The organism is Paenibacillus sp. NRS-1781 (genome assembly GCF_050467745.1).
Taxonomy (GTDB): domain Bacteria; phylum Bacillota; class Bacilli; order Paenibacillales; family Paenibacillaceae; genus Paenibacillus; species Paenibacillus terrae_A.
This window is the reverse complement of the sequence record NZ_JBITPI010000012.1, coordinates 112,657-138,380: the sequence shown is the minus strand read 5'-3', so window position 1 is coordinate 138,380 and position 25,724 is coordinate 112,657. Positions and strand designations below refer to the sequence as shown.

Genomic DNA, 25,724 nt, shown 5'->3' with positions numbered 1-25,724 from the left:
TATTAATTTATAGTGGGAGTGGAATATGAGTTTTTTACAACTAATTTTATAAAAAAATTTGAATGGTTAGATTTTACTTGGGCTCAACTTCAGAAGATAATCGTATTGATACCACTTCGTTCAAGAGGAGGCGATTAAAATCTTGGTCAAGACTCTGGAGAATTATAATACCGCTTATTGGATCACATTTTATCAAATAACCTGTGATACGATGAATTGCTTTCTGCCGATTTTAGGTAATCTCTACGGCACAACGCTTACAAATACTCGGGATCAGCCATGTGCGAAGTCCTGGAACTACCACGTAGCACCTACTATTACAAACCTGAACCAGTTGCTAACGAAGAATGGCTTGGTTTCTAACTACACAATTGCTCAGTACAAACCATATATGAGTGATTCTAACGAGTCCCAAGTCCTAGAAACATTCGGCATCACCCGCCCGCTCAGCGCAAAAGATTACCCTTATGATAACGTTGTCGCTGAAGCTACTTTTAAAATCTTCAAGACCGAGCTAAACCCTAAAATTGATTTGCTGGATATGATCGACCAAGTTGTGTTTGTTTTGTATTTTCTGGACGGGGTATTGGTTGGGACGAAGCGGGGAAAAACATAAAAGATTTGTTAACTAAAGTGAGTTAAAAACACCAGATTTTTAAGAAATCCTTTTACTGTAACCGATATTTGATAAAGTACAATTTATTGAGTGAAAACTGGTTGAACACTTTAATTAGGAGTGAACAACCTTATTAGTTAAGAGATCAAATAGAGTCAGATGGTTTGTTTTAAGGGGATTCTTTTATTTGTGGTAAGTGTGGTTATTTATAAATCGATACGCTCGATATATTTGTTCAAAAAATATAGTGGCTTGTAGCCCAGGTACCATATCCATATTGCTGAGTGTCATCAATTCCATAGACTTAGGTAGTTCTGTGCCGATAATAATGGCTATTTTTGAAGTTCCTGAGATACCCCGAGAGTTTATTTTTTAGCAAGTGCTTCGGAGGAGAGTGGTGCTTGAGTTTTCGTGATAGAAATAATGTAGGCACTGACAGCAAGTTTGCTAAGCAACTTAACAAGTCCAGTTGCTTACGGGATATCTGGTTGATCTTCCATACAGTGACCTGTTGAATAATCCTGTTTTATCATCTTCACGCATCTGTTTCAGGCCTGAGCGATTGTCCCCTGCTTTACCAGAAATGCCTTCGTTTTTGTATTCTTTATAGATGTGATAGCCCTCTTTTTTCGCATACTAACGCAATGTTTCCAACTGGGCTTGGATAGAAAATCCCTCTTCTGTCTGTTCCTCGGTACTTCCACGTACATATATGGCACTCGTTTTAACCTCCAGTCATTTCCCCCTGTTTGTCCTCACATCCCCATGAAGGAGAGGTCATTTTGAAAGACCATTTTTTCGAGAAATGGTTTTGATCTCAAACCAGTGTTTAAATGGTTTTCTACATATAAAAGAACTGAGAAGTTAAAAGTTGACCCCTGATGGATTAGGGACGGAGTGTGAGAATGTATCCTCTGGGTTAGGAAAAGTGGGAATTGAAGAATGTTTGAAGAGGCCGGATTTTTAAAAGTTTTGTTGAACTAACGGGACACGATAATTCAATAGCAGGTTGAAACAGAAAGCGGCAGATTAGGGCTTTATTTTTACGTCCTAGTCTGCCGCTTTTTCTTTTATTTGGTCTGTCTAATACCGGCTATACGCCTCATGCCTATCGCCTATCTGGCCGGGATGCTGCGTGTCCCCTCTGTCATCGGGGATGAGCAGAGCGGGCACACCGGCGGCGTGCCTGCTCCAGCCGAAGCCGTTCGGCGGGCGCCTGTCGTATCACGCCGCATCCACGCCTTGCAGGCGTCGTCGGTGCATTTCCACACGGGCACGCTGATGCGTGGCTCCTCCCGTGTACTTGCCACCGACGAGGCCGTCCGCGCTGGCCCGCTGCCCGGTCCGGGTCTGCTGCTCACGCGGGTAGCCGTGCCGGACGCGTTCGTTCCGCTGTTAGCGCGGCCACCATGCCCGGAAGCCCCCTTCGGCTGGCCGAAGCTGGTGCGCCGCGTCTCCGGCTTGGAAGCCTCAGGGGGTGTGACCCCGTAGGCTTCCAGCAGGAAGCGCGACACGGCGGCAGGCTTGCCGTGGTTGGAGGCGGGAGAGGTGATGTACAGCAGCTCCTTCGCCCGGGTGACGGCCACATAAGCGAGGCGACGCTCTTCCTCCAGCGCCGCGTCGTTATTTACGGCCGCTGTGGGTGCTGCGCCTGCCCGCCGATCCTCTGGCAGCTCGCTGTGCAACGCGGAGCTGTGCGGCAGGATGCCTTCGCTTGCGCCGATCCAGTAGACGCAAGGGAACTCCAGTCCCTTGGCCCGGTGGATCGTCATCAGGCGGACAGCATCGCTGTCTTCCTCTCTGCGCAGTGATTCCATCTGACGGTGGCGCTCGGAAAGCTCGTCCGCAAAGCTGACGAACGCCTCCACCGTGTCAAACCGCTTCGCCGCCGTTTCCAGCTCCTCCAGACTTTCCTGCATCGTTTCCTTATAATGAGTCCACGCGCCTGTATCGCCGCTTTCCAAATATTTATCATAGAAGACGCGCCGCATTTCCTGAATGGCATAGGTCGGCTTCATCGTGGTGAGGCTGCGAATCAGCCGAATACGCTCCTTCACCTGTTCACGCTGAAAGTCGCGCAGCCGATCCCAGCGACTGAGATGGATTAACGGATATTTTTTAGTCTGCTGTTTTTCCTCGCGCATAATCCATTCCATCCCCGCTTCACGGGAAACATACAGCGGCCCAAGGGTACTTGGAATGGATTCCATCCGCCTTGGGTTCAGCGACAGACGCAGGTGATCCATCAAGGGACGAATCAGGGATTGGTCATAAAATACCGCCCCGGCTCCATACTGAATAAACGGTACATCCCGCATGATTAATTGCTCAAAAATAGAACGGCTTCCGCTGGCTGTCCGGTGCAAAATCGCGATATCCCGGTAGCGCAGCCGACCTTCCTCTACCTGTCCGAGCAGATGTGTAACAATATGAGCCGCTTCTTCCTCCGGCCCGGATGGCGTGGCAAACTGTGGGGGCAGGCCCTCACGTCCGGCAGCCGACAGGCGTTTGGAGCGTCGGTGGACGTTTTTGGCGACAATGTTGGAGCCTAGCCCCAAAATCCGCGCATCGCTGCGGTAATTAATATCAAGGGTAATGACCTTGGCATCCTTGTAGACCTTGTCGAATTCCAGAATGGATTCCTGACGTGCCCCATTAAAGGTGTAGATCGTCTGGTCATCATCACCGACGACCATCAAATTGCGGTGACGGGCAGCCAATCGCTGCACCATTTCATATTGCAGGGCATTCGTATCCTGAAACTCATCGACCATGATGTGGGAAAAACGCCGTTGAAGCGGCTGAAGCACATCCGGGTCACGCAGCAGAACGGAGGCACGCAGCAGAATATCGTCAAAATCCATTTTATTGCGCTCCTGTTTCCACGCTTCATAAGCGAGCATGGCACGCTTGGCATCCGATTCCTCACGTACGGTTTCCGGCAGCTCGTCTGCGCTGCGTCCTTCCGCCTTCCAGGCGGAAAGGGCAGACAGCAGGCTTTCAGGCTGGAAGGCCTCGCTAAGCCCAAGCTGGCGCAGCATCATTTTCATAACGGTGTGCTGGGCCTGCGTTTCGCCGAATACTTCATCCTGCACGCCGCGGTGCCGCAGCATCGCCAAAGCGAATGAGTGGAAGGTACGCGCTTGGACGGCACGTGCGGCTGCCCGGCGCACACCGGGCAGTCCTGCGATGCGCAGCTTCATTTCGGCAGCCGCCTTGCTGGTGAAGGTCACCAGCAAGATGGACGATGCAGGAATATCTCGCAGCGCCATCAGGTAGCCTGCACGGGCAGCCAGTACCGTGGTTTTGCCGCAGCCTGCCCCGGCTAGAGTCAGCAGGGGGCCTTTGCCATGACGGACGGCCTGGATTTGCGGGCGATTCAAGTGAATACCCGCGTTCTCCAAAGCTCTGAAATAAGCCGAGTCGCCGTCACTGTCAGATACCAGCGTTGAGCTGGTATCCATAGAAGCACGACGGGCCTGCGGGCTTGATGCTGAATAAGGAACCCCGATAGGACGGGGGTAAAAAGCAGGATGTGGGTCCATGATCCTGAAACCCCTTTCGATTATAAAATCTTCCATTTTCACAAATGGGGGTAGTTTTTGGTATGATAGAGTTCTAGTCAGCATAAGCTGCTCTTGGGAACAAGACGACGGATTGAAATATATGCTGAAATGCTTGCATCCTTTCAAAAGGCGATATGACCGCATTCCATTATACAGGAGTTCGAGGCTTGCCAACAGAAAAAAACTTGGGATATATGCACGGTACGGGGAAATCCGGCTGGATATAGGGAGGAATCGCGATGAATCTGATTCAACGTATTAAGGAAGGCGCAAATCGCGCTACAGAAAAGGCACAGCATGCTGTCGAGATTAGTAAAATAAATTCACAGATTACAACGATTCAGCAGGAAATGGATGTTCATTTTTTGCGAATGGGTCAAATTTTTTATGAAGGCTACCGGGCATCCGATATGTCGGCGGCAGAAAAGGAAATGACACAGCTATCTACCGCTTGTGATGAGCTACAGGATGAAATTGACGAGCTGCGCGGTAGAATTGCAGAGCTGAAAAATGCTCATTTATGCACCTGTGGGGCTGTTGTATCGCTGGATGCGAACTTTTGCCCGAAATGTGGGCGCAAGCTGAATGAGGGACAGGCAGCTTCCAAGCAAGTAGCTGCTGTGCGTGAAGAGGCGCCAACGGGCGTATATTCGTTTGATTTGCGCAAGCACGAGGAGCCAGCCAAGAGTGCTGAGCCTGCTTACAACTCTTACGAAGAACATGAGCCGTATGATCAGCATGAATTGGAGCAGGATGAGTTACATGAAACACACGAACCACCCAGCTTGGAGCGCAACTATGCGGTGTCCGATTTTACACCCGAAGAAAAAGCGGCCTTCGATGAAGAGTGGGAGCGTCGTCGCCAGGAAGAGCTGGAGCAAGAGCATAACCGCCTTGAGGAGCTGGAACGTGAACGGGAGCGTCAGGAGGAACTGGACGAGCGTATTCGATACTGGAAGGCTAACAACTCCGAGGCAGAAAAGCCGACAATTCTAGCTGCACAGGTACGTGAGAATGTGAAATGCCAAATTTGCACAGCCGAGCTGCCCAAAGGCTCCAAGTGGTGCCCGCGTTGCGGAGCTGAACAGATTTGACGCAGCCGAGCAGGCTGTCGCAGGATATGGGCAGGACGCCGGGCAGCATAGGGGGAACGGAACATATGGAGCGTTTGCTGCATCATCTGCGGAATTTGGGATTTACGGAAATGGAAGCCAAGGTTATGGTCGAGCTATCGAGGCACAATGCGTCTTCCGGCTATGAAGTCGCCAAGCGTCTGGGTGCATCACGCTCCAACGTATACGCGGCTTTGCAGCGTCTGGCCGGGCAAGGGTATCTCAGGGCGAGTGCGGGAGAACCTGTGCGTTACAGCATGCTGCCATCGGGTGAGCTGACCCGGATGATTGAAGGACAGTTGCAGGAGTCCCTGCGTGCAGTCGAGAAGGAAATGCCGAGAGCAGAGCCGGACAAGCCAACCTTTTATAATGCGGAAGGCGACCGAAATGTACTGGAAAGCCTGACACGTGAGCTGGAACGGGCGGAGCATGAGATTGTGCTGAATTTGTGGCGTGAGGAAGCTGAACTGCTGCGGACAGAGCTGGAAAAAGCCGAAAATCGGGGTGTACGGCTGCTATGGTCCTGCGATAACGGCGAAAGTGTGCTTGGACCGTGGCTGCCGCGTGCGTCTGGCAAAAACGGACAGAAGCCGTCGGGACGCCAATTTTCTTTTGTCATTGATCGGCGCTGGTGCATGCTGGGCATGCGGGGAGAGAATTGCCCGACACAGGCGCTCATTACCGAGCATCCGGTGATGACAGGACTGCTGCTGAATCATTTTGCCCAGGATCTGATTCTGTATGAGCTGGAGCATGACATGGGCAGCGAGCTGTCAACCCGGTATGGCTGGCGGTATGAGGGCATCATCGGTAAATATATGTCCGCTGGAGAATAAAAATAAGTTTTATCGGGCGGGAAGTTCCATCAGAGCCTGGCATATAGATGTAATGTATCCAGCCTTATGAGGAACGAATTGATCCGATGTGATGAGGCGGCGATGCCGTTCGGGATTCGGTCCCGAGGATATGCCATTGGCTTCGAGAAAAGGAATGTGGCCTTCGAAGAGGGCCAGTGCTTGTTCGAGGTCTGCTTCGTACAGTCCAGCCACTTCTTCTTGCTGGAGACGATAGTGCTCCAATGGCTGGTTCGACAGCAATCCAAACACCGAGCTGATCTCGCGGTCCCAAAAAGAGATGCCCTGTGCCGTTCCTTTGCTCTCATATCGAACGGTCATCAGCGGTGTCAATGAGGTAAAGGGAACGTGGATGCCCAATTCTTCCTCCAGCTCACGCGCTGCCTGAGATATATTTTCACCTGCCGTCAAATGGCCCGCTGCTGTAATATCGTAGTAGCCGGGGAAGGTGTCCTTCGTATCCTGGCGCTGTTGAAAGAGCAAGCGGCGACCTGTTGAGGTATCTCGTGCCAGCCAGCAGTGAAAGGTATGGTGCCAGTATCCCTTGGCGTGTGCGTCTTGGCGGGAAGCTGTGCCAAGGGGCTTATCTTCATCGTCATAGATGTCCAGAAGCTCGCTAGTCATCGTGGTTCCTCCTCATTATAAGCAGATGTAAAAAGGTCTATTTCACAGTATAACGTGTTTTCCGTCCTGACGGTATGAAGGCGGCTATGGAATGTGGAGTGGGGTTTGGGGTATGCTGGGAACATGGAGATTTACGCCATAACATAGGTATACGATAGAAAGGAGCGATTTTACATGGAATGTATCGTACATTTTCGGGTCATGCATCCGGAAGAACCCAAGGAGCTGCGCGGACTGATTATGCTGGAAAGCGGAGGCAAGCCGGGTATCGAGCAAATCACGGATATGTTCAAAAATATGGGGTATGATGTCCGTCCGGACAATCCGGAGGAACTGATTTTCAAGCCAGTCGATGCCAGAGCGAATTATACATATATCCGGGTTATTGAGCTGGATACGGGTGAGGAAGTCTATCAGGAAGACCGGGATTTACGTGCGATCCTGGAAACCTTGCTGAATAAGCGTTAAGGGATCAAGCTATCCTGTTGTCATTTCATAGGAACGGAGAAAAGAAATATGAGATTGTATATCATTCGGCACGCAGATCCTGATTATCCGAACAATACCATAACTCCGGAAGGGCATGTGGAGGCTCAGGCGCTGGCCAAACGGCTTTCCAGTCACGGACTGGACCGTATTTATGCTTCTCCTATGGGGCGTGCGCTGGATACGATGCGATACACCGCCGATTCTCTCGGTATGACTCATGAAGTGGAGCACTGGACGCAGGAGCTGGGCTTGAAGCTGGAGGAAACTCCTTATGGTCGTCTCTCTCATTGGGATTTACCCGGTGAAGTGATCCGCTCTGAGGTGCCTCTGCCGACGCATGACTCTTGGAAGGAAATTTCCTATTATCAGGGAACGCAAAGTCCTGAAACGTTCGAGCAGCTAAAGCTTCATTCCGATGAATTCTTGAAGCGCCAAGGCTTTGAGCGGGTTGGGGGCAAATATCGGATTCTGAAGCATACCGAAGACCGGGTGGCCGTATTTTGCCATGGTGGCTTCGGACTGACCTGGCTTGCCCATCTGCTGGAGCTGCCACTGGCCCTGGTCTGGTCCGGTTTCTGGATGCCACCTAGCTCTGTAACCACGATCTTGTTTGATGAGCGTTCCAAGGAGTGGGCAACTCCCCGTTGCATCGGCTTCGGTGACGTCTCCCATCTATATGCAGAGGGCTTGCCCGTCAGGCCCCGTGGCATTATCACCAATTTTAGCTGATCAAGCCTTCAATACTATAGTTAAAGCGGCTTAGACGTTTCATCGTCTAAGCCGCTTTTTGTAGTTATATGAGTGGTTCTTGACCGACGTTTCCCGGCTGAAACCAGTTAGTGTGCTTCTACGTAACCTTCCAGCTTGGAGGTGCAATGTGCGCAGCGGGTTGCAGCCTTGGGAATTTCCGACAGGCAGTGTGGACACTCCTTGGTCGTTTTTTCTTGAGGAGGTTTTTCTTCCTCTTTACGCTTCAGCATGTTGATCCCTTTGACCAGCAGGAACACGCAGAAGGCCACGATCATAAAGTCAAGCAGGACGTTAATAAACTGACCGTAAGCAAGAACGGCGATCCCTGCATCTTTGGCTTGTGCCAGAGTCATGCGTGTACCGTCAGCATTCAAAGGCTCGGCAGTTCTTAAAGCAACATATAGGTCTGGAAAATTCATGCCGCCCAGAAGCTTACCAATCGGAGGCATAATAACATCATTTACTACAGAAGTGACAATCTTACCAAACGCTCCACCGATGATAACACCGACCGCGAGATCAATCACGTTCCCCCGTACAGCAAATTCCTTAAACTCCTTAATAAAACCTTTTCCGCTCATATGAGTGTTCACCTTCTTTACATAAAATCATTTACTTATAATACATGCTATGCTAGCTGAGGGCAATTCCAGATTTTTTAATTGCACTTTGTCACAAATCCACAGGTTCATTTGTCTTCTAAGTGTAAACCAATGATGGAGGCGATGTATCGTGAGTTTAAGATTGAATTACAGAGCAGTGAGTCCAAGTACGTTTAAGACTATGATGGAGATGGAAAAATATATTTCCGGACGTTTTACAGACAAGGTGCTGTACGAGCTGCTGAAAATCAGAGTATCCCAGATCAACGGGTGTTCTTATTGTTTGGACATGCATGCCAAGGATCTACTGAAACTGGGGGACTATGGTGATCACATTTTGCAGTTGGCCCTATGGCGGGAAGTTCCTTTGTTCACGGAAAAAGAACGTGCTATGCTTGAATTAGCTGAAGCGGTTGCCCGAATTTCTGAACAAGGGGTACCTACGGATTTGTATAATCGGGTCAGAGAACATTTTACCGAGGAAGAATATATGGACGTAATCATGGCTGTTAACGTCATTAACAGTTGGAACCGGATTGCTATTGCAACGGGAATGTATCCGGGTAGTCTTTAATCGAACAGGGGGCCATACTGTGACTGGCAAAGAACACGGAATTGAACAAAAATCGGCGGATTTAAGTCTGGAGGAGCTATATCAAAGATATCGTAAATATTCTTTTGCCATTGCTTATCGAATGCTTGGGACAGTGACGGATGCCGAGGATGTAGTTCAAGACTGCTTTGTCGAGTTGAAGAAAAAGCCCCTGGATGACTTACAGAATCCCAAAGCCTACGTAGCCAAAATGACGATGAATCGGTGTCTGAATCTTCTGAACTCTGCCCGTAAGCAAAGGGAGACGTATGTTGGACAGTGGCTGCCGGAGCCGCTTGGTGAGAGCGCAGATCTTCCAGCGGATTGGTTGGAGCGTAAAGATATGATATCTTACGCTTTTCTGGTTCTGCTGGAGCAGCTCAAGCCGATGGAACGGGCTGTTTTTGTGCTCAGGGAAGCTTTTCAATATGACTATAAAGAGATCGCGGAATTACTGGGAAAGACAGAGAGTAATTGTCGTCAACTGTTCAGTCGCTCCCGCCGTATTCTCGCTTCCGAGGAATCTGCCCATGCCGATTCGGTTAGCAGCAGTACGATGAACCCTTCCAGAATAAAGGTGCTGGAACGTTTTACAGCCGCCTTTCTCGCCTACGATGTTAGCGCTATGCTGGAGCTACTGGCTGAACAGCCCGCATTTGTGGCAGATGGCGGAGGCAACGTGCATACGGTGATGCGACCGATGGTTGTACGCAAGGGCGTCCTCGCTCTGTTAACCTCTCGTCGTGTATTAACCGTATTACGGGAGAGAGAGCTGGTGCGCACCGTCATCAATGGTGAGGTACAGCTCGTATTCTTGAAAGAAGGTACAGTGAGGGAGGTCTTATGCATCAGTCTGGCACCGGACGGGGAGCATATTCAGGATTTTTACTTGATGATCAATCCGGACAAGCTGGGGCATATTCGTGTATGAGCTGAAAAAGGCGACAAGCTATGTGTCTGTGGCTATTATAATTCAATAAAAAGGATCTGCCCGCTAAATAATGGCAGATCCTTTTGCTAATTAGTGGAACAATGATCTTCTGCATCAATAAGTAAGAATGTGGATAGGTCTTTAAACATGGATTGTCTTTCAAGACTGATTAGCAGGTACTTTGCGTTAACATGTTCAGGCATAATTCGATCTGTATATTCCTTTAATTCGTTAAAAGTGGGTGGATTTTCTGAAAATAAACTTTCTTCAGAGATATTAAAATGTTTGAGCTTGCTCGTTAATTTATTGATCATCTCGCTGTTTTCATTAATATATTCTCTTAAATCTGACTTCATTCTATGATTGAAAATAATTAGAATGTCATTTATTATGCTAGATTGTTCTTCATGAATATCATGATCAAGTAAATACATAAAATAGGGATATGTATCCCCATCCATAAACATTTTCATTAATTTTATTTGATATTTCAATAATTGAATCATCTCATCTGTATTATTCAGGAGATATCACCTATTCTTTAATGGATTTGAGCCGTAGATAAAGAACGAACATCATTATTTTAACTTAGATTACAGAACAAAACCAGAAATTGCGTAAATTATAACTCTGGCAAACCCTTGTGGAATTCCACACTCGAATATTAAAAAATCGAGAAGCCTTTGTTCAAGTTGATTAGTTGTAGCCTCCAAAAAGTCTGCAATTTTATCAGCATGTTGAAGGACATATTTGGCTTCTTTTGAGCTTACGCCTAAAAAGTCCAAAAGATCATCGAGTGCTTTACCTCCATGTCTAAGTGCATAGACAAGGGCCTTCTTCTTTAGCCCCTGTGTTTCTATAGTTCCTTGAGTAGATGCTCAGATCTCTGCTATCAATTAGCATTATATTACTTTAACAATGGGAGCAAAGAAGCTGCAATTAACAATGTTTTAAAAAGTATGGAAATTAAAAAAAAAATTATAAAACAAAGAGTGGAATGTCAAGAAGTCTTGGTTATGGTTCAGGGGCTGGTTGAATGAATTAGCTTGTCCGGAGCTATTTAATAGCTGTTTTTAAATGAAACAGCCGAAATCTGGACTTATTCGAGACACGGCTGTTTGTGTTTTTACGTGGTCGTGTGACAGAGGGGTTATGCAAAAAAATGTAAAAGGTATTAATTGGTTCCTTTCACAACTGCCGAGCTTGATGGAGGGCCAGATCGCCCACCCAAGGAAGCTTGAGCCACTTGCCTTGCCCAGCATGAATGATCAGGATGATCCATAAGACGATGCCTGCCAGCGTCAGCAGGGAAGCGAGTAGAGGGCCGAGTAGTGGAATGAGTCCTGCGAGCACATGCCCGATCATAAGGGCTACGAACAGAAAAATGGATTGCAGCGCGTGAAACAGAACGAACCGACTTTTCTTTTCCAGCAACACGAAGGCCAGCGCACCAATGAAGGCGAACAGGTAGCACAGGACAGCCGCAATATTTTCATCCATTCCTGTGGAAGACTTGTAGACTGACATGTAAGGCGAATCCCCCTTTATAAGTTTTTCATACACAAGCTTCGTACTATACAGGGTATGAGGACAGGAATTAAGGTTATGCCAACCTGCGGCAGAAAAAGTTCAAGCCGAGCATGTGTATTATGGAAAAGAGTCTAGATAAACAGTATACTAGCTATAATTGTTTTTTGTTGAGGTGAATATCAAATGGATGAAATCGATGAATCAAAACAAATTGTATTACAAATCGGCGGTGTCTTGAAAAAGTACAGAAAAGAAAAAAACATGAGCTTAGACGACTTAGCGGAATTAACGGGTGTAAGCAAACTTACTCTGGGGAATATCGAACGTGGCGATACAAATCCAACTTTGGCGATTATATGGAAAATTTCAAAAGGCATATCTTTACCGCTATTGGCTTTGTTGAAATCAGAAGACCCTGTTAGTTTGTATCGAGCAGGCGAAGGACTGCGGTTTTCTAATGATCAAAAAAATTGGATCATTGAACCAGTCTTTAAAAACGCAAGCAACGATATTGAAATGTGTCGGGCTTACTTACAGCCGAATAGCTCGTATCACCCTGAAGGTCATCATGTGAATACAACTGAAATTGCGACAGTAATGACTGGTTCCATTGAAATTCAAGTCAATGGAGAGATTTACACATTGAATCAATATGATACGATCAGTTTTCGTGCAGATTTTCCTCACTCTTATACCAATCATACGAATAGCGAAACAGTGCTCCATATATCCTTAAAATATGGTTTCTAAAAGTCGAAAATTCCACTTATTAAATACAACTCCGAATTCCATGACGGGAATTCAGAGTTTTTTTGTTTTTAGATGAGTTCAGGTGTGTTATGAAATACTTATTGATAAAAATGATATAATATAATATACTTTTATTGTTCGCGCGGATGTTATTTCATAGTTTTTCAATCAGCAGGAAACAAATTTTACGTATGAATTCAGTAAGGAGAAATGAAGAATGTCGAACAAACAAAATATAAAAGCCGTACCATCCTCTATAGGACTGATAATTCTCGGCATTATTGTTATTGCAGCTAATTTACGTGCTCCCTTAACCTCAGTCGGTCCTTTAGTGAGTCTCATAAGGGATGACGTTCGTATTTCAAATACATTAGCAGGCCTGATAACAACGCTACCTTTGCTTGCCTTTGCTTTATTATCGCCTCTAGTACCAAAATTAGGACGAAGGTATGGGATTGAACGTATCATTTTGATTGCCCTAACCTTTCTGACTGTGGGCATTGTAATACGTTCTTTATCTGGCGCAGCTAATCTGTATATAGGGACAGCAATTCTTGGATTCGCAATTGCCGTATGTAATGTATTATTGCCAAGTTTAATCAAAAGGGATTTCCCAAATAAAATAGGCTCCATGATAGGTGTTTACTCAATTTCAATGAGTTTATTTGGAGCAATCGCATCGGGAATCAGTGTACCACTAGCCATGAACGCAGGTCTAAAATGGCAGGGAGCATTGGGAATATGGGGGATTCTAAGCTTTGTATCGATTCTCTGTTGGTTACCCCAATTAAGAAATCAAACGAAGCAAACAACCACGACGAGTCAACAAATGGCCAGCAACGATGTGAATGTTTGGCGATCCCCTCTTGCCTGGCAAGTAACCTTGTTTATGGGTATACAGTCCATGGTTTTCTATGTGTTGATCGCATGGTTGCCTGAAATTTTAAAGCAGCAAGGAATTGACTCAAACCAATCAGGATGGTACCTTTCGATAATGCAGTTAGCTCTGCTTCCATTTACCTTTATTGTCCCCGTTATTGCTGGGCGCATGTCTAGCCAACGTTTGTTAGTGGTCATCACAATCATTTTGCTTTTGACGGGAACGCTCGGACTTCTATACGGAAGCTCCAATATCATTCTGTTGTGGATTATAATACTCGGAATTGGTGGAGGCTGCGCCTTTAGTTTGTCCATGATGTTTTTCGGTTTACGTACTAAAAATGCGCATCAAGCAGCGGAACTGTCTGGCATGGCGCAATCGATCGGATATCTTCTTGCCGCAATCGGTCCTGCCCTTATAGGATTTCTGCATGATGCGACAAATAGTTGGAATCTGCCACTTTTCATTCTGCTTGGCGCTTCGGTCTTACTCTTTTTAGTCGGTATAGGAGCAGCAAGAAACCGTTTTGTAGGTAGCCGAAATAGTTACGAGCTGCCACGGAAAGGACGATAAATATGTTTGACAAAATTATTGTGGCAATTGATAAGGCTGAAATAACGAACAAACTCCTCGATGCAACCGTTGAAATAGCTCGAAACAAACAAACTCAAGTTACCTTGGTTAATGTCAGCCAGGAATATGTATCGAATGGCATGACTTATTTACCAGGGAATTTCTTGGAAGAAATATTGAATGAAATGGAGAAAGCGAGTTTGGAACAGTTGCAACAAGCCAAATCCAAATTAGAATCTGCGGGGATTAACCCGGAAACACTTCATCTTAAGGGAGATCCTGCACATGAAATATTAAATTATGCAAGAGATTCCGAGCAGCAACTCATTATTATTGGAAGCCGTGGGCTAAGTGGCATAAAAGAAATGATGCTTGGAAGTGTCAGCCACAAGGTTTCATAGCTATCAAGTTGCCCAGTCTAATACTTTATTTTCTTTCTACAATAACAAAAGTATGTTTCTTAGTAGAAACAAAGCCTGATGAACAAGTGTCATCAGGCTTTGCTAAAATCAGGACGGCTGCTTTGGTTTAAATAGAGAACACGAAAAAGGCCGAACGAATAGGTTTCGCTCAGCCCTTTTTAACGTTATCCACAATTTTTGCACATGTTGTACGCAATTTATCCACTGATTCATAATATTTATCCACAAAACAAACAGTTGTTATACACAATTTGTGCACAAGTTGTAGACAACATAGGATATATCCACGCTTTATGCACAGTTTGTGCACAATATATCAACAAGATATACTTATCTGTGGATATTTCATTCAGATACTTACTTTCCCATGTTAACGATCTCCGCGTTGTAAACGACGGCGTGGGTGTGTAATTTTACCCTTTTTATCCTCGTCATCCTCTTTGGGGACAAGTCGTTCATCGGTACGTCCGTCATGATGATTGTCAAAGGCATATTCGGTCATTTTCCACTCGGAATCGCCTAGAACAACATCGGCGGGAAAATGCTGTCCCCGATGTAAATGCTGCTCATGTCCGTCCTCATCGACATAAATACCGTCTACTTCTACCTTCTCACCCGTTAGCGGGAGCAAATCCTTTCCTTTGCGTTCCATTGGTATCCCCTCCGTCTGACTTATTCCATGTTAATTTGTCCGTATGAAAGGGGTTTTATCCACAAGCTGGTGTAAAATATCCTCGGCAATCCGGTCTGCGGGATGCGGTTTGCGCAGCTGCTCAATGGACTGTTTCATTCCTATAGCGAGAGAGGGATTGGAGAGCAGGTCGACGCAATGGTGAATCAGCTCTTGCGTATTACGGGCAATGCGAGCGGCTCCTTTTTGCTCCAGATACAGGGCGTTATTCAGCTCCTGACCGGGTACAGGCTTGAACACAAGAATGGGTAATCCAGAGGCTATGCTTTCCGAGAGTGTGATGCCGCCGGGCTTGGTAATGACCATATCGCTTGCGCGCATGAGTGTGGGTACATAGTCGATGAATCCGAAGATGCAGATATCGGGGTGATCTGCATACAGCGCATCCAACTCGGCTTTTAGCTGCGGATTACGTCCGCAAACGATCAGTAGCCGAAGTTGCGGGAGACGACTCAATTGCCAACAGATGTCCAATATACCGGACATCACGCCATAGGCACCTGCCATGATAAGCAGTGTTGTAGTTCCCGGATCTGACGGAGGGATTGAGTAATCCTCAACCACATCAGCATCTTCTGGATCAGTTTCTTCGGCAAACCTTTTATAAAACGAAGCATGAATCGGAATCCCTGTGGCGACAATCCGTTCGAGAGAGATTCCTCGCTGTGCGGCTTCCTGCTGTATATCCTCGGTTGCCACATAGTAGCGGTCGATATCGGGATGCAGCCAGCGTCCGTGCAGATCAAAATCCGTAACCACGTTCACAATGGGCAGCTTCATCCCCAATTTGCGGCGTAACGCCGGGAGAGCGAGCTGAGGGAACGTATGTATGACAAGGTCAGGCTTCTCCTTTTCCAGAGTGAGCGCAAGCTGGCGCATCCCAAAGGAATGCAGCACACTGCCAAAGGCTGATTTTGCCTGCATTTCACGGGTTATGTTATAGACCCAACCGTAAAGCCCGGGAATGGTTTTGAAGCTTTGCATATAGACAAATTTTGTTAAATTGTTCAACCAGGGATGGGATTCAGCCATCAGGTCGAGTAACTGAACCTCGCAGCGACCGAGCCTCCGCAAGCTGTCCATAATAGCTCGTGCGGCTTGCACATGGCCTTCTCCGTAGCTGGCATACAATATTAAAATTTTTGGTGCTGCGGCTTCCATCATGTCTAGCCCCCTATTATTCAATAAGCACATGTAGCTCATTTCAGGAACGTTCGCATCCATTCTTAATTGTATGTTTATTTATTTTACCCCAAACACATACGCCGCAAAAGCCGATAAATAGGGTATACCCTCCTGTAACAGCCAAGATGGCAACCCCCAATATGATGTGTAGCGTAAAATTTGGGTAAATTAGATGTAAAATTTCTGGAAAGCTGAAAGCTGTACCTGAATATGTTATAATGGGGAAGTGATTCAGCCAATAGAAATTCGGTTAATAATAGTGTCAGGTACATGCCTTGCATAAGGCATTCCCGACCTAAGCTGCATTAAGACATACTACTTCACTGCATAAGGACATCAATACTTTTCGGCATTCTCTTCAACGGAGCACTTATTTTCAACGTTTTGGGAGGGAGTAACATGGCAACGAAAGGTCACAATGAAGTTAAGGAAAGTCTGCGGGAAATGACTCGAATTTTCCGGCCTAAGGATCCCAAAAAATTTGTAAAGGAATATGTGCGAAAATACCGGATTACAGGAGGGTATGAGGAAGAGTTGACCATGGTGGTGGAAAACGAACTCGGTCGCATAAATTCTTCAGTATCTTAAAGGGTTCGATGACCCGCAAAACATAGGAATACGACTTTTATAAACCGTCTATCCACAGAGGAGACGGTTTTTTTGTGTCCGCCCTGCATACAATGGGATAGGTTTAGTGAATTTGTATGCCTAAAGGAGGCGGATTCCAATGGAGGAGATAGCCATACGGACACGAGAGGAAATCGGCTATATGAGGGAGGCTGGACGTATTTTGGCCGATTGCCATCGTGCGTTGGAGAGTCGTATCCTTCCGGGAATGACCACGCTGGAAATTGATGCGTGGGTAGAGCAATTTTTGAGCAAGCGGGGAGCCACGCCTGAGCAAAAAGGCTATAAGGGCTTTCCTTATGCCACCTGCGCTTCGGTCAACGAGGTGGTATGCCACGGCTTTCCCTCGGAGCGGGTGCTTCATGATGGGGATATTGTGACCATCGACATCGTCGTCAATAAGGACGGCTGGCTGGCTGACCGGGGCTGGACCTATGCAGTAGGTAACGTCAGTCGCCCGGTAGCGAGGCTGCTACGGCAAACGCATAAGGCACTGGTACGCGGAATTGAGGTTGCCCGTCCAGGCAGGACGCTGGGGGACATCGGGCACGCAGTGGAAAAAACCACGGGATGGCGACGGTACGGCATCGTGAAGCCCTTGATCGGGCACGGTATTGGTCGTCAGATGCACGAGCCGCCAGATGTTTTGCACTATGGTCGTGCCGGAACGGGGTTACCGCTGCGCGAAGGGATGGTGATTACCATCGAGCCGGTATTTACCCTCGGAACGGAGGGGGCTGTATTGTGGGAGGATGATGGATGGACCATCACCTCGGCGGACGGCAGTTGGGGCGCACAATATGAGCACACGATTGCGATCACGAAGAACGGCCCGTACATTTTGACCGCATAAGGATCGGTACAGCCATAGGGAGTCCCATTTGACCTGGCATGTGCGGGGGACTCTCTTGGCAGGTTTTTTATTTCAGGAGGACACGTTCATCGTGTTCAAAGAGATTTTCCGGTAAAGCCACAGATAGATACCTAACTCGACGGGTGAGGAAACGGCCATAACGATTCCTGCCACCTGTCCATCCAGCCCCGGAAAAAAGGAGATGCATAGAATGAGCGCGAGAATCGCAAAGGAAACGGAGAACAATCTGCCGATGAAAATAGGTTTGGTATTGCCGATCAATATCGACCGTCCGATGAAATATTCTACCCATGGATAAAATGCTACATAGATTGAAAGTATGCGAAGCAAGCCTCTCGTTTCTACCAGCAGCTCCCCTTCCAGTCCCAACACATTCTGCAAAATAGGGTCACCTGCAAATTCAAAGGACAACAGCAGCAATAATAACGGCGACAGGCCGGACAGAACGCTCAAAAATATCAGCACCTCCCGACGCTTGCTCGTATAGAATTGAATGACGATCTGATGCAGGGAGCTGCAAAACCAGACGAACAGATTCAGGATTTGCAGAGCCACGGAGAAGGAGGCTACGGCCAATAATGGATCGGTTGTATTGTTCAGCGCAGCTTGTATGGACGGATTCAGAACAACTAGCACCAGCGCCGAATACAGCAAGGGGAGATAAAAAGGAAGCAGATGCCTTGCACGGTGGATGGTTTGCTCGCCGTTGTCAGGTGGCAGCTTTCTTTTCAAAACGCGACCTTCCAAAAAGGTAATGACCAGTTCAATGAAGATACCTGCAATAAAAATGGCAGCGCCAATTCGCCCGTCATTTGTCCAGCCGGCCCGAATTAGAAACCAGGATGCGATTAGCATCGTGACAATACGAATAGATGAGCTGAACGTCATCCAGGCCGTCCGGTGCTTGTTAATGATAAGCCCCTGATAGATGTTGCGGACGGCTACTAATATGTATAGCAGAGTAAGCACCTGAAACACACCTTTGGTGGGTTCGATCAAGGCCGGAGATACGCCAAATACATAGTGAAAAATCAGATTACCAGCAGGTGTAAGACCAATACTCCAGCCGATGACCAGTACAGCCGCCGCTACACACGCACATAAAATACCGATGGAGCGAACAGATTGGCGGTCATATCCGAATTTCGTGGTCATCTGTCGAACGGCGGTTAACGGGGTTTCCAGCAGCAGGCACAGGCTGACTGCCACCGCATAGCTGCTCAATGTGAACGAGGGATGCTCCGAGCGTGCGAGCACAGCATTGACGATGACATGGGTCAGCGCGGCAATCAATGATGAGATGCCAAGTGGAACGTAGAATGAAATAATTTTATTCAAGTCAAATCCTCCAGTAATGAATGATGAGTAAAGGGAATGCCGTTGCATGGAACTTCCTTAAACAATGGTAATTCTTATTATAGATCAAGAATGGGCTCGTCGGTATAATAGAGAGCATAATATTGGAAATGGAAGTGGAGTCAAAATGATGATCAGAGAAGCGACGATATCAGATACGGAAGGGATTGCCAAGGTGCATGTGGATTGCTGGAGAACCACCTACAAAAATATCATACCCGCTGAAGTTCTGGAACGGCTTTCCTACGAGCAAAGAACAGAGCTGTGGAAATCAAATATATCCAGTGAAGACGATCATCAGGTGTATTTGGTTGAAAATGAGAAGGGGGAAATCATCGGATTTGTGAGTGGAGGGCCGGAAAAGTCAGGTGAATATCCCCCGTATGAGGGAGAGATAACGGCTATTTATGTGTTAAAAGAATACCATAGTCTAGGATTGGGGAAGCAATTATTCATGCATCTTTTTCAACATTTAAGCAGTATGAACATTCATTCTGCCATCGTCTGGGTGCTAGCAGATAATCCGGCTTGCTATTTTTATAAACAACTGGGAGCCAAGCTTGTAGTAGAGCAGCATCTTATAAAAATGGGTGGAAAAAACTTGAATATGGTGGCTTACGGGTGGGAAAATACATAGCGGACTGTGAAAATGGAAAGAAGTCTTTCTCTACATGTAATGTGGAGGAAGACTCCTTTGATGATGTTAGCTGGAGGCGACAGGAATCCAGCGAGCAATCTTTTTGTAGTGGATATTGATTACTCGGATAAAATCCGTTTCTGTCCTTCCAGGGCGCGAATGGGCGCGATATTTTGTGTGAATTCCAGCGTTCCCACATAGCGGTCTTCTGCATCACGGATGGCAAAATAGCGGATATAGACAAATTTATCCTTAATCGGTATCCAAAAATCTTCAGCATCCTTGCGGCCAGCCTTAAAATCCTCCAGCAGCTTCTCGACGACATGCACGCTTTGCGGCGGGTGGCAATTCTGCACGGTACGTCCAATGACGGCCTTCGTACGGGCGAAGACCCGTTCTTTACCATGGGAGAAATAACGAACGACATCGTGCTCGTCTATAAATGTCAGATCGACGGGCAGATGATTTAACAGCAGCTCCAATTGTTGCACAGACACAATCCCTGTCTCGAATCGCACAAAGCCTTGGGGAGTTCCTGATGTTCCTTCCTGTTGCTCATCCATTTCCACAGGCTCCTCTGCCCGCTCAGGTATCCATTCCCGCTCGGGAGCGGTCAGGCAGAATCCGATTTCTGCGCTCTCATGGGCTATTTTCAGCCACTCATCCTCTGTCAGCTTACCCAGCGCCATCGGCAGAAGAATATTCTCTTCCTTGAATATCATTTCGTTCACTTCGGTCATGATATGGGTGAGTGTCTGCCCAATGAGTTCTTTGTTCCCATCATATTGAGTGAGCAGTTTCTTGGCTTCCTTGATGGCGTTACGAATACTATCGTCTACACCCCACATTACCTTGGTTGGGCCGAAAATTCCATAGCGTTCTAAATAAGGAAAGACCAAATTTTCTTTACGGCTATAGTGCTTATCAAGATCCAGCAGCAGACTTAAATCCTCCAGCAGCTTGTAAATGATTTTGGGACTATCATCCTTTTGAAATTGATCTGCGTGCAGTGCGAGCTGGAAGTTGACCAGCCGTTCAATCTCCCGATTTTCCAGCTTGAAGGTATGAACGGGATGTCCCGGCTGTTCCTCCGGTCCGGAAGGACGGTGAATATCCTCAATCGAGCCTTTGAATATCGACGTGTGGACGGAACAGAGACGCTGCACCTCCGACACGGGGATTCCTTCCTCGGTCATCAGGGCATGCTCCATGGCTGAAATTTCTGCCACACTCACCCCTCCAACTGCCACTGCAAAGCGCGCTTTGACTTCATCTACGCTTTTCCCGTCATGCAGCTCCTTCATAATTTCCTTTAATATTTGCTGGCGTTCTGTGAGTTCCTTTGCTGTGTGTTCGCGGTTATTGATCAGCTCGCTCATGATGGTTCGCTCCTTTATGTTTGAATGCGTTTATCGCCTTGAATGAGAATGTTTATCAGTTATAGGGTAGCATAGGTATTTGCGGGCTTTTGTGATTGTACGCACAATTTGGCGGAGTGGACTGTACGAGCGAATGGGCACCTTTGGGCTAACTTAATTGGAGAAATGTACGGTCATAGTGTTGACAGGTGTGATTCTTAGTTTATATACTGTGTATAAAAATATATACAGTAATAACACTTGATACTGTGACGGCACCTCAGAAGTCATGTGAGGGAGAGACGTCGTTACGGGTAGTGCAGAAGGGACCTGGATAAGAAAATGACAATCATGAAGCAGGCATGGATGATGACCCGTCAGGATTTTCGCAATAATCCTTATGTAATCCTGTGGATGTTACTGTTTATTACGTACCTGGGGTTTACCATGAGCTTTGTTGTAAGTATGCAGTTGGGTGAGAGTGGAGTCTTGAATCCGGCAGCGGATTTTGTCATGCTGGTGCTGATTCCGTTTCTCGGATTCAATTATAACCGACGTACATTCAAATATTTACAGGAGGATTCCTATACGCACATGCTGGCTTTTCTCCGCATATTGCCCATACCAGTGAGTGCGGTGATTATGAGCCGAATTCAACAGGCGGTTTTGGCGTTTATCGTGAATAGCGTGCTATTTTTTATCCTTTTGTTTACGTTGTCAGGTACGCTTCGGGTATATGCTGGCACAGGCTTTTTTGTATCGTTTGCGCTCACTTGGGTCGGTTACGGGATGCTGATTCAGGCCATTTATATTCATTTGGAGTTTCTTAAAAATGGAAAGGGCTATTTTTGGCTATCTCTTGTGATCATGCTGGTTTGCGGAATCATTGCGATTGCAGTTCGAATATACGGGGTGAATCTGGTATCGACGACGGCATATTTCAGCAAGGAGTGGCAGCTATTATCTCCGCTGATGTGGGGAGTGCTGGCAGCAGGGGTTATCGGCATGTTCATGTCCTATCGGATGACACTGCGCAGGCTCATGAAGCGCGATCTGGCTTAGCAGCGTGTATATAAAGATCAATAAGGGGGGAGAAGCAGGTGAACATACCGGTGCAAATTGATGAGAATAGCGCGGAACCGCTGTATGCGCAGATTGAAAAGCAGCTTCGTTCACTCATCGTGACCGGACAGATTGCAGCGGGAACGCTGCTTCCCTCCATACGTGAGTTTGCGGGGACGCTCCATTGCAGCGTGATTACCGTCCGGCGGGTCTATCAGGATTTGGAAAACGAAGGCTTGCTTCGTACCCGGCAGGGAACGGGAACCTTCGTAGCTCTGGTCGAGGAAGATATGCGCTCAGGCTACCGCCTTAAAGCGGTGACCGAAGCACTGGAGACGGCGATAGCTACAGGCGTGGCGGTACAGATGACGGAACAGGAATTGATGGAGCTTTTCGCAGACATGGTGAAGAGAACGTATGAAGTCCAAGCGAAGGAGTGATGCCCGTGGAAACACCAATCATAGAGATGAGCCAAGTCTATAAAAAACGGGGAAACCGGGAGATCGGGCCGATTAATTTGACGATTGAACCGGGCTATGTGGTCGCTTTGGCTGGACATAACGGATCAGGGAAAAGTACATTGATTCATCTGCTGACTCAGCTTATCCACCCGGATTCCGGTGAAATTCGCTGGTTCGGTCAGGCGTACCCGGACGGTATGCCCATAGATACGCGGCAGTGGGTCGGGTATGTGCCAGAGCAGCCGAATCTTGAGGAGGACAGACTTACAGCAGAAGCAGCAGCGGCTTTTCGGGCATTATGGTATCCGGGCTGGGACGAAACGCGTTTCCAGCGGTTGCTGGAACGCTTTCAGATCCCGCAACACACGAGATTATCGCGTATGTCCAAGGGAGAGCGCCGCAAGTTTGAACTGGCTGCCGCCTTGGCGCCGCATCCCCGTTTGCTGCTGCTGGACGAGCCTTCATCGGGATTGGACCCTTTTGCATGGAAGATTATGCTGGAGGAACTGCGAGATTGTATGAAAAATGGTAAAACGACGGTCATTATCGCGACTCACATTATGGACGAGATCAAGCGCCTGGCCGATTATATTGTCCTGATGCATGAAGGACGGCTGCTCGGTAAGCTGGAAAAGGATCACCTGCTCGAAAATAGCAAGGAAATGTGGTTTGAGGGGACGCCAGAGGAAGCATCGGAGCTGCCGGGAGTTATAGAGACAGAGAGTGATGGCGGATTGCAGCGAATTATAACGTTGGCAGCCGGAGAAGCTAGCGTCATATTGGACCAAGCGGGTATTCGCCCGATTCGTATACGGAGTCTGGAGCTGGATGATATTTTATGGCATTGGTCTGCGGGACAATTAGCAGATGGCGAAGAGATTTTGGAGTAGAAGAAGGGGGCTGGGGATTCATGAGTATGCTGCAATTGGAGCAGGTAGTGAAGCAATATGGCAACCACACGGCGGTTAATGGCATTTCGCTGGATGTGAACGGCGGGGAGATTTACGGATTGCTGGGTGGTAATGGGGCTGGCAAAACGACAACGATGCGCATGGTGCTCGGCCTGATTTACCCTGATGGCGGAAGCATTCAATATGAGGGCAAGCCATATAGCAAGGAGCTTCAACGGACGATGGGTTATTTGCCTGAGGAACGAGGGTTGTATCCCAAGGTAAAGGTGAGCGAGCAAGTTAACTATTTAGGCAGGCTACGTGGAATGTCGGCTAAGGAGGCGGACAAAAGTTTGCGCTATTGGCTGGAACGCTTCGGCGTGCCTGAATATTACAATAAGCGGATAGAGGAGCTATCCAAGGGTAATCAGCAGAAAATGGGCTTTATTGCAGCCGTTGTGCATCGCCCGACGCTGCTCATTTTGGATGAGGCATTCAGCGGACTTGACCCTGTGAACGTCGAGCTGCTGAAGGATACGGTAAAGGAGCTGCGGGACGACGGGGCTGCAATTTTATTCTCAACCCACCGTATGGAGCATGTGGAGGAGCTGTGCCGCCATATTACGATTTTGCATCGTTCAAACACCGTTGTGCAGGGAAATGTGCGAGAGATTAAAGGCCGCTACCCGCGTGAAAAGGTTCGTCTCATCACGACTGGCGAAGTGAACGGGCTGGAACAACTGCCCGGCGTGCGCCGTGTAGAGCGAATGGACCGGGGTTGGATGCTGCATATTGAACAGCCGGATGCGGCCAAGTTCATTTTACAGACGGCGCTGGAGCAAACGGATGTAGAGCATTTTGAAATTAAAGAGCCTACGCTGAATGAAATTTTCATACGAGAGGTGGGTGATTCTCATGAATAGACTGGGTACGGTTATCGGTTTTACGTTTCGCCAGAAGGCGAGAACCAAATCCTTTGTCATTACGACGCTGGTGCTGGCATTGCTCATTACCATTGGCATGAATCTGCCGTATCTGATTTCTTTGTTTAAAGGAGAAGGGACGGGTGGCGCAGGGGGTTCCGGTAAATCTGCTGCTGAGCATCATCGTCTGGGACTGATCGCCGGAAGCCGGACTGAGATCGCGGATCAGCTGGAGCAATTTACGAAGGCTCAGTCTAACCCGGTAGCTACCTGGGTGCGTTATGACAACGCACAAGCTCCAGCAATGAAGCAAGCCTTGAAAGATGGGGAGCTGCAAGGCTATGTGGAGTTAGCGCAGCCTGCCGCAAAGGGAGAAGCTATTCCCAAGGTAGAGTATGTATCTATTGAAAAAGCGCCGTCCCCGGCTGTAATCACACTGCTGCAAACTGGACTTCAGGAGGCAAAGGTCAAGGCCATGATTGGCGGAAATGCATTGACCCGTGAACAGGTTCGTGAAATAAGCACGCCTGTAACCGTGGACAGCCGAGAAGTGAACAGTCCGTCTGAGGCAGGTCGTGCTGCCGGAACAGAGGACAAAGAAGCTTCGATGATTAACTACGGCTTGGTCTATGTACTCATGATTTTGTTCTTCACCTCGTCGATGATGACAGGCAATATGATTGCTTCAGAAGTGACTTCAGAAAAAAGCTCGCGTATCATGGAAATTCTCATCACGAGTGTATCGCCGTTGACCCAGATGTTTGGGAAAATCATTGGTATCTTTCTGGTGGGTCTGCTGCAAATTGCTGTTTTTGCCGCTGTGGTGTGCGCCAACCTCATGCTGCCGCATAACAGCGTTATCCTCAGTTCGGCCGGGCTGGATCTGTCGCAGTTGAATACCACAGTGCTTGGATATGGTCTGGTTTTCTACATCCTCGGTTACTTCCTGTACGCGGTATTGTTCGCTGCTGTCGGCTCCATTGTCAGCCGTACCGAAGAATTGGGGCAGGCGGTCATGCCGATTACCATGTTGTCACTGGCAGCCTTTTATATCGGTATCTTCAATATCGCCGCACCTGACACGATGTTCGTCAAGGTCGCCGGGTATATTCCGTTTTTTTCGCCGACCGTCATGCTGCTGCGGATTGGTCTGGAGCGGGCGAGCCTGCTGGAAATCTGGCTGTCACTTGCCATTCTGGTCGCCTCCATCTTGTTCTTCGGTTGGCTGGCCGCCAAGATCTACCGTACTGGCGTCTTAATGTACGGCAAGCGTCCTTCGTTCAAAGAGCTGCGTAAGGCGATGAAGGCGTATAAGATATAGGATTGAATTTGATTTGTGTGTGCCTGTAATACATGCTCACACTCGTCG

Annotated in this window: 28 protein-coding genes and 1 pseudogene; 18 read left to right on the top strand and 11 right to left on the bottom strand. The window is 47.7% G+C overall.

Going from position 1 to position 25,724, the window contains the following annotated elements; all coding sequences use genetic code 11:
- Positions 1-243: 243 nt before the first annotated feature.
- Positions 244-514 (top strand): annotated as a pseudogene (locus ACIFO6_RS04245) (hypothetical protein); the annotation flags it as partial.
- 285 nt (positions 515-799) lie between these two features.
- Here the strand turns inward: ACIFO6_RS04245 and ACIFO6_RS04240 are convergent.
- Both ACIFO6_RS04240 and ACIFO6_RS04235 read right to left on the bottom strand, forming a co-directional pair.
- Positions 800-970, bottom strand: a complete 171-nt coding sequence (locus tag ACIFO6_RS04240) for a 23S rRNA (pseudouridine(1915)-N(3))-methyltransferase RlmH (RefSeq protein WP_430038488.1) — start codon at positions 968-970, stop codon at positions 800-802.
- 761 nt (positions 971-1,731) lie between these two features.
- Positions 1,732-4,161, bottom strand: a complete 2,430-nt coding sequence (locus tag ACIFO6_RS04235) for a UvrD-helicase domain-containing protein (protein WP_430038469.1) — start codon at positions 4,159-4,161, stop codon at positions 1,732-1,734.
- Positions 4,162-4,421: 260 nt separating this feature from the next.
- Between ACIFO6_RS04235 and ACIFO6_RS04230 the strand changes: the two genes are divergently transcribed.
- Entirely contained in the window at positions 4,422-5,276 is an 855-nt protein-coding gene (locus ACIFO6_RS04230; protein WP_430038467.1) for a zinc ribbon domain-containing protein, read from the top strand.
- Between the two features lie 65 nt (positions 5,277-5,341).
- Positions 5,342-6,130, top strand: coding sequence for a TrmB family transcriptional regulator (locus ACIFO6_RS04225; protein ID WP_430038486.1), 789 nt, complete (start codon positions 5,342-5,344; stop codon positions 6,128-6,130).
- Between the two features lie 9 nt (positions 6,131-6,139).
- Here ACIFO6_RS04225 and ACIFO6_RS04220 read toward each other — a convergent pair whose 3' ends face one another.
- Positions 6,140-6,772 carry an NUDIX hydrolase gene (locus tag ACIFO6_RS04220; protein ID WP_430038465.1) on the bottom strand — a complete coding sequence of 211 codons (633 nt, stop codon included), beginning with the start codon at positions 6,770-6,772 and terminating at the stop codon, positions 6,140-6,142.
- Positions 6,773-6,946: 174 nt separating this feature from the next.
- On the opposite strand from ACIFO6_RS04220, the gene ACIFO6_RS04215 reads away from it, so the two are divergent.
- Positions 6,947-7,240 carry a hypothetical protein gene (locus tag ACIFO6_RS04215; RefSeq protein ID WP_014279590.1) on the top strand — a complete coding sequence of 98 codons (294 nt, stop codon included), beginning with the start codon at positions 6,947-6,949 and terminating at the stop codon, positions 7,238-7,240.
- A gap of 48 nt (positions 7,241-7,288) precedes the next feature.
- On the top strand, positions 7,289-7,990 hold the full coding sequence (locus ACIFO6_RS04210) for a histidine phosphatase family protein (protein WP_430038463.1): 702 nt from the start codon (positions 7,289-7,291) through the stop codon (positions 7,988-7,990).
- Between the two features lie 107 nt (positions 7,991-8,097).
- Here ACIFO6_RS04210 and mscL read toward each other — a convergent pair whose 3' ends face one another.
- Positions 8,098-8,592 carry a large conductance mechanosensitive channel protein MscL gene (mscL, locus tag ACIFO6_RS04205; protein ID WP_430038461.1) on the bottom strand — a complete coding sequence of 165 codons (495 nt, stop codon included), beginning with the start codon at positions 8,590-8,592 and terminating at the stop codon, positions 8,098-8,100.
- Positions 8,593-8,743: 151 nt separating this feature from the next.
- Here mscL and ACIFO6_RS04200 point away from each other — a divergent pair, with 151 nt between their 5' ends.
- Positions 8,744-9,187, top strand: coding sequence for a carboxymuconolactone decarboxylase family protein (locus ACIFO6_RS04200; protein WP_430038459.1), 444 nt, complete (start codon positions 8,744-8,746; stop codon positions 9,185-9,187).
- A 19-nt stretch (positions 9,188-9,206) separates the two neighbouring features.
- A complete protein-coding gene (locus ACIFO6_RS04195; RefSeq protein ID WP_430038457.1) occupies positions 9,207-10,136 on the top strand; it encodes a sigma-70 family RNA polymerase sigma factor in 930 nt (309 codons plus the stop codon).
- A gap of 86 nt (positions 10,137-10,222) precedes the next feature.
- Here ACIFO6_RS04195 and ACIFO6_RS04190 read toward each other — a convergent pair whose 3' ends face one another.
- From ACIFO6_RS04190 to ACIFO6_RS04180, 3 genes are all read right to left on the bottom strand, one after another.
- Complete coding sequence (locus tag ACIFO6_RS04190; RefSeq protein ID WP_430038455.1) at positions 10,223-10,642, bottom strand: hypothetical protein; 420 nt, start codon at positions 10,640-10,642, stop codon at positions 10,223-10,225.
- 87 nt (positions 10,643-10,729) lie between these two features.
- On the bottom strand, positions 10,730-10,921 hold the full coding sequence (locus tag ACIFO6_RS04185; protein WP_430038453.1) for a hypothetical protein: 192 nt from the start codon (positions 10,919-10,921) through the stop codon (positions 10,730-10,732).
- Positions 10,922-11,324: 403 nt separating this feature from the next.
- The gene (locus ACIFO6_RS04180; RefSeq protein ID WP_430038451.1) at positions 11,325-11,663 is read right to left on the bottom strand and encodes a DUF4870 domain-containing protein; all 339 of its coding nucleotides are present in this window, start codon (positions 11,661-11,663) and stop codon (positions 11,325-11,327) included.
- Positions 11,664-11,849: 186 nt separating this feature from the next.
- Between ACIFO6_RS04180 and ACIFO6_RS04175 the strand changes: the two genes are divergently transcribed.
- From ACIFO6_RS04175 to ACIFO6_RS04165, 3 genes are all read left to right on the top strand, one after another.
- Positions 11,850-12,416 (top strand): helix-turn-helix domain-containing protein, encoded by a 567-nt coding sequence (locus ACIFO6_RS04175; RefSeq protein ID WP_134914818.1) that lies wholly within the window; start codon positions 11,850-11,852, stop codon positions 12,414-12,416.
- Between the two features lie 217 nt (positions 12,417-12,633).
- Positions 12,634-13,869 carry a CynX/NimT family MFS transporter gene (locus ACIFO6_RS04170; RefSeq protein ID WP_430038449.1) on the top strand — a complete coding sequence of 412 codons (1,236 nt, stop codon included), beginning with the start codon at positions 12,634-12,636 and terminating at the stop codon, positions 13,867-13,869.
- Between the two features lie 2 nt (positions 13,870-13,871).
- Positions 13,872-14,270: a universal stress protein gene (locus tag ACIFO6_RS04165; RefSeq protein ID WP_430038447.1), complete on the top strand. Its 399-nt coding sequence runs from the start codon at positions 13,872-13,874 to the stop codon at positions 14,268-14,270.
- Between the two features lie 391 nt (positions 14,271-14,661).
- Here ACIFO6_RS04165 and ACIFO6_RS04160 read toward each other — a convergent pair whose 3' ends face one another.
- Together ACIFO6_RS04160 and ACIFO6_RS04155 are read right to left on the bottom strand one after the other, a co-directional pair.
- A complete protein-coding gene (locus ACIFO6_RS04160; protein ID WP_430038445.1) occupies positions 14,662-14,943 on the bottom strand; it encodes a transposase in 282 nt (93 codons plus the stop codon).
- A 30-nt stretch (positions 14,944-14,973) separates the two neighbouring features.
- Positions 14,974-16,143, bottom strand: coding sequence for an MGDG synthase family glycosyltransferase (locus ACIFO6_RS04155; protein ID WP_430038484.1), 1,170 nt, complete (start codon positions 16,141-16,143; stop codon positions 14,974-14,976).
- A 423-nt stretch (positions 16,144-16,566) separates the two neighbouring features.
- Between ACIFO6_RS04155 and ACIFO6_RS04150 the strand changes: the two genes are divergently transcribed.
- Both ACIFO6_RS04150 and map read left to right on the top strand, forming a co-directional pair.
- On the top strand, positions 16,567-16,755 hold the full coding sequence (locus tag ACIFO6_RS04150; RefSeq protein WP_007428354.1) for a hypothetical protein: 189 nt from the start codon (positions 16,567-16,569) through the stop codon (positions 16,753-16,755).
- Between the two features lie 139 nt (positions 16,756-16,894).
- Positions 16,895-17,647 carry a type I methionyl aminopeptidase gene (gene map / locus ACIFO6_RS04145; protein WP_430038443.1) on the top strand — a complete coding sequence of 251 codons (753 nt, stop codon included), beginning with the start codon at positions 16,895-16,897 and terminating at the stop codon, positions 17,645-17,647.
- Positions 17,648-17,719: 72 nt separating this feature from the next.
- Here map and ACIFO6_RS04140 read toward each other — a convergent pair whose 3' ends face one another.
- Positions 17,720-19,006 (bottom strand): hypothetical protein, encoded by a 1,287-nt coding sequence (locus ACIFO6_RS04140; protein ID WP_430038441.1) that lies wholly within the window; start codon positions 19,004-19,006, stop codon positions 17,720-17,722.
- 145 nt (positions 19,007-19,151) lie between these two features.
- Here ACIFO6_RS04140 and ACIFO6_RS04135 point away from each other — a divergent pair, with 145 nt between their 5' ends.
- Positions 19,152-19,661: an N-acetyltransferase family protein gene (locus ACIFO6_RS04135; protein ID WP_430038482.1), complete on the top strand. Its 510-nt coding sequence runs from the start codon at positions 19,152-19,154 to the stop codon at positions 19,659-19,661.
- Between the two features lie 119 nt (positions 19,662-19,780).
- Here ACIFO6_RS04135 and ACIFO6_RS04130 read toward each other — a convergent pair whose 3' ends face one another.
- Positions 19,781-21,040 carry a DUF438 domain-containing protein gene (locus tag ACIFO6_RS04130; protein WP_430038439.1) on the bottom strand — a complete coding sequence of 420 codons (1,260 nt, stop codon included), beginning with the start codon at positions 21,038-21,040 and terminating at the stop codon, positions 19,781-19,783.
- Positions 21,041-21,361: 321 nt separating this feature from the next.
- Between ACIFO6_RS04130 and ACIFO6_RS04125 the strand changes: the two genes are divergently transcribed.
- The 5 genes from ACIFO6_RS04125 to ACIFO6_RS04105 are packed head-to-tail and all read left to right on the top strand — an operon-like array spanning position 21,362 to position 25,676.
- A complete protein-coding gene (locus ACIFO6_RS04125) occupies positions 21,362-22,081 on the top strand; it encodes a hypothetical protein (protein WP_430038437.1) in 720 nt (239 codons plus the stop codon).
- Between the two features lie 38 nt (positions 22,082-22,119).
- Positions 22,120-22,521, top strand: coding sequence for a GntR family transcriptional regulator (locus ACIFO6_RS04120; RefSeq protein ID WP_430038435.1), 402 nt, complete (start codon positions 22,120-22,122; stop codon positions 22,519-22,521).
- A gap of 26 nt (positions 22,522-22,547) precedes the next feature.
- Positions 22,548-23,432 (top strand): ABC transporter ATP-binding protein, encoded by an 885-nt coding sequence (locus ACIFO6_RS04115; RefSeq protein ID WP_430038480.1) that lies wholly within the window; start codon positions 22,548-22,550, stop codon positions 23,430-23,432.
- Between the two features lie 20 nt (positions 23,433-23,452).
- Positions 23,453-24,355, top strand: coding sequence for an ABC transporter ATP-binding protein (locus ACIFO6_RS04110; protein ID WP_430038433.1), 903 nt, complete (start codon positions 23,453-23,455; stop codon positions 24,353-24,355).
- Positions 24,348-25,676: an ABC transporter permease gene (locus tag ACIFO6_RS04105; RefSeq protein WP_430038431.1), complete on the top strand. Its 1,329-nt coding sequence runs from the start codon at positions 24,348-24,350 to the stop codon at positions 25,674-25,676. The genes ACIFO6_RS04110 and ACIFO6_RS04105 overlap by 8 nt, the downstream gene beginning before the upstream one ends.
- Positions 25,677-25,724 lie beyond the last annotated feature (48 nt).

Bases quoted from the DNA above. Each gene is read 5' to 3' on its own strand.
- ACIFO6_RS04110 (WP_430038433.1), top strand. From the start codon at position 23,453: ATGAGTATGCTGCAATTGGAGCAGGTAGTGAAGCAATATGGCAACCAC.
- ACIFO6_RS04170 (WP_430038449.1), top strand. From the start codon at position 12,634: ATGTCGAACAAACAAAATATAAAAGCCGTACCATCCTCTATAGGACTG.
- ACIFO6_RS04190 (WP_430038455.1), bottom strand. From the start codon at position 10,642: ATGATTCAATTATTGAAATATCAAATAAAATTAATGAAAATGTTTATG.
- mscL (WP_430038461.1), bottom strand. From the start codon at position 8,592: ATGAGCGGAAAAGGTTTTATTAAGGAGTTTAAGGAATTTGCTGTACGG.
- ACIFO6_RS04225 (WP_430038486.1), top strand. From the start codon at position 5,342: ATGGAGCGTTTGCTGCATCATCTGCGGAATTTGGGATTTACGGAAATG.
- ACIFO6_RS04210 (WP_430038463.1), top strand. From the start codon at position 7,289: ATGAGATTGTATATCATTCGGCACGCAGATCCTGATTATCCGAACAAT.
- ACIFO6_RS04165 (WP_430038447.1), top strand. From the start codon at position 13,872: ATGTTTGACAAAATTATTGTGGCAATTGATAAGGCTGAAATAACGAAC.
- ACIFO6_RS04175 (WP_134914818.1), top strand. From the start codon at position 11,850: ATGGATGAAATCGATGAATCAAAACAAATTGTATTACAAATCGGCGGT.
- ACIFO6_RS04155 (WP_430038484.1), bottom strand. From the start codon at position 16,143: ATGGAAGCCGCAGCACCAAAAATTTTAATATTGTATGCCAGCTACGGA.
- ACIFO6_RS04160 (WP_430038445.1), bottom strand. From the start codon at position 14,943: ATGGAACGCAAAGGAAAGGATTTGCTCCCGCTAACGGGTGAGAAGGTA.
- ACIFO6_RS04235 (WP_430038469.1), bottom strand. From the start codon at position 4,161: ATGGACCCACATCCTGCTTTTTACCCCCGTCCTATCGGGGTTCCTTAT.
- ACIFO6_RS04215 (WP_014279590.1), top strand. From the start codon at position 6,947: ATGGAATGTATCGTACATTTTCGGGTCATGCATCCGGAAGAACCCAAG.
- ACIFO6_RS04230 (WP_430038467.1), top strand. From the start codon at position 4,422: ATGAATCTGATTCAACGTATTAAGGAAGGCGCAAATCGCGCTACAGAA.
- map (WP_430038443.1), top strand. From the start codon at position 16,895: ATGGAGGAGATAGCCATACGGACACGAGAGGAAATCGGCTATATGAGG.
- ACIFO6_RS04150 (WP_007428354.1), top strand. From the start codon at position 16,567: ATGGCAACGAAAGGTCACAATGAAGTTAAGGAAAGTCTGCGGGAAATG.
- ACIFO6_RS04115 (WP_430038480.1), top strand. From the start codon at position 22,548: ATGAGCCAAGTCTATAAAAAACGGGGAAACCGGGAGATCGGGCCGATT.
- ACIFO6_RS04125 (WP_430038437.1), top strand. From the start codon at position 21,362: ATGACAATCATGAAGCAGGCATGGATGATGACCCGTCAGGATTTTCGC.
- ACIFO6_RS04220 (WP_430038465.1), bottom strand. From the start codon at position 6,772: ATGACTAGCGAGCTTCTGGACATCTATGACGATGAAGATAAGCCCCTT.
- ACIFO6_RS04105 (WP_430038431.1), top strand. From the start codon at position 24,348: ATGAATAGACTGGGTACGGTTATCGGTTTTACGTTTCGCCAGAAGGCG.
- ACIFO6_RS04130 (WP_430038439.1), bottom strand. From the start codon at position 21,040: ATGAGCGAGCTGATCAATAACCGCGAACACACAGCAAAGGAACTCACA.
- ACIFO6_RS04180 (WP_430038451.1), bottom strand. From the start codon at position 11,663: ATGTCAGTCTACAAGTCTTCCACAGGAATGGATGAAAATATTGCGGCT.
- ACIFO6_RS04135 (WP_430038482.1), top strand. From the start codon at position 19,152: ATGATGATCAGAGAAGCGACGATATCAGATACGGAAGGGATTGCCAAG.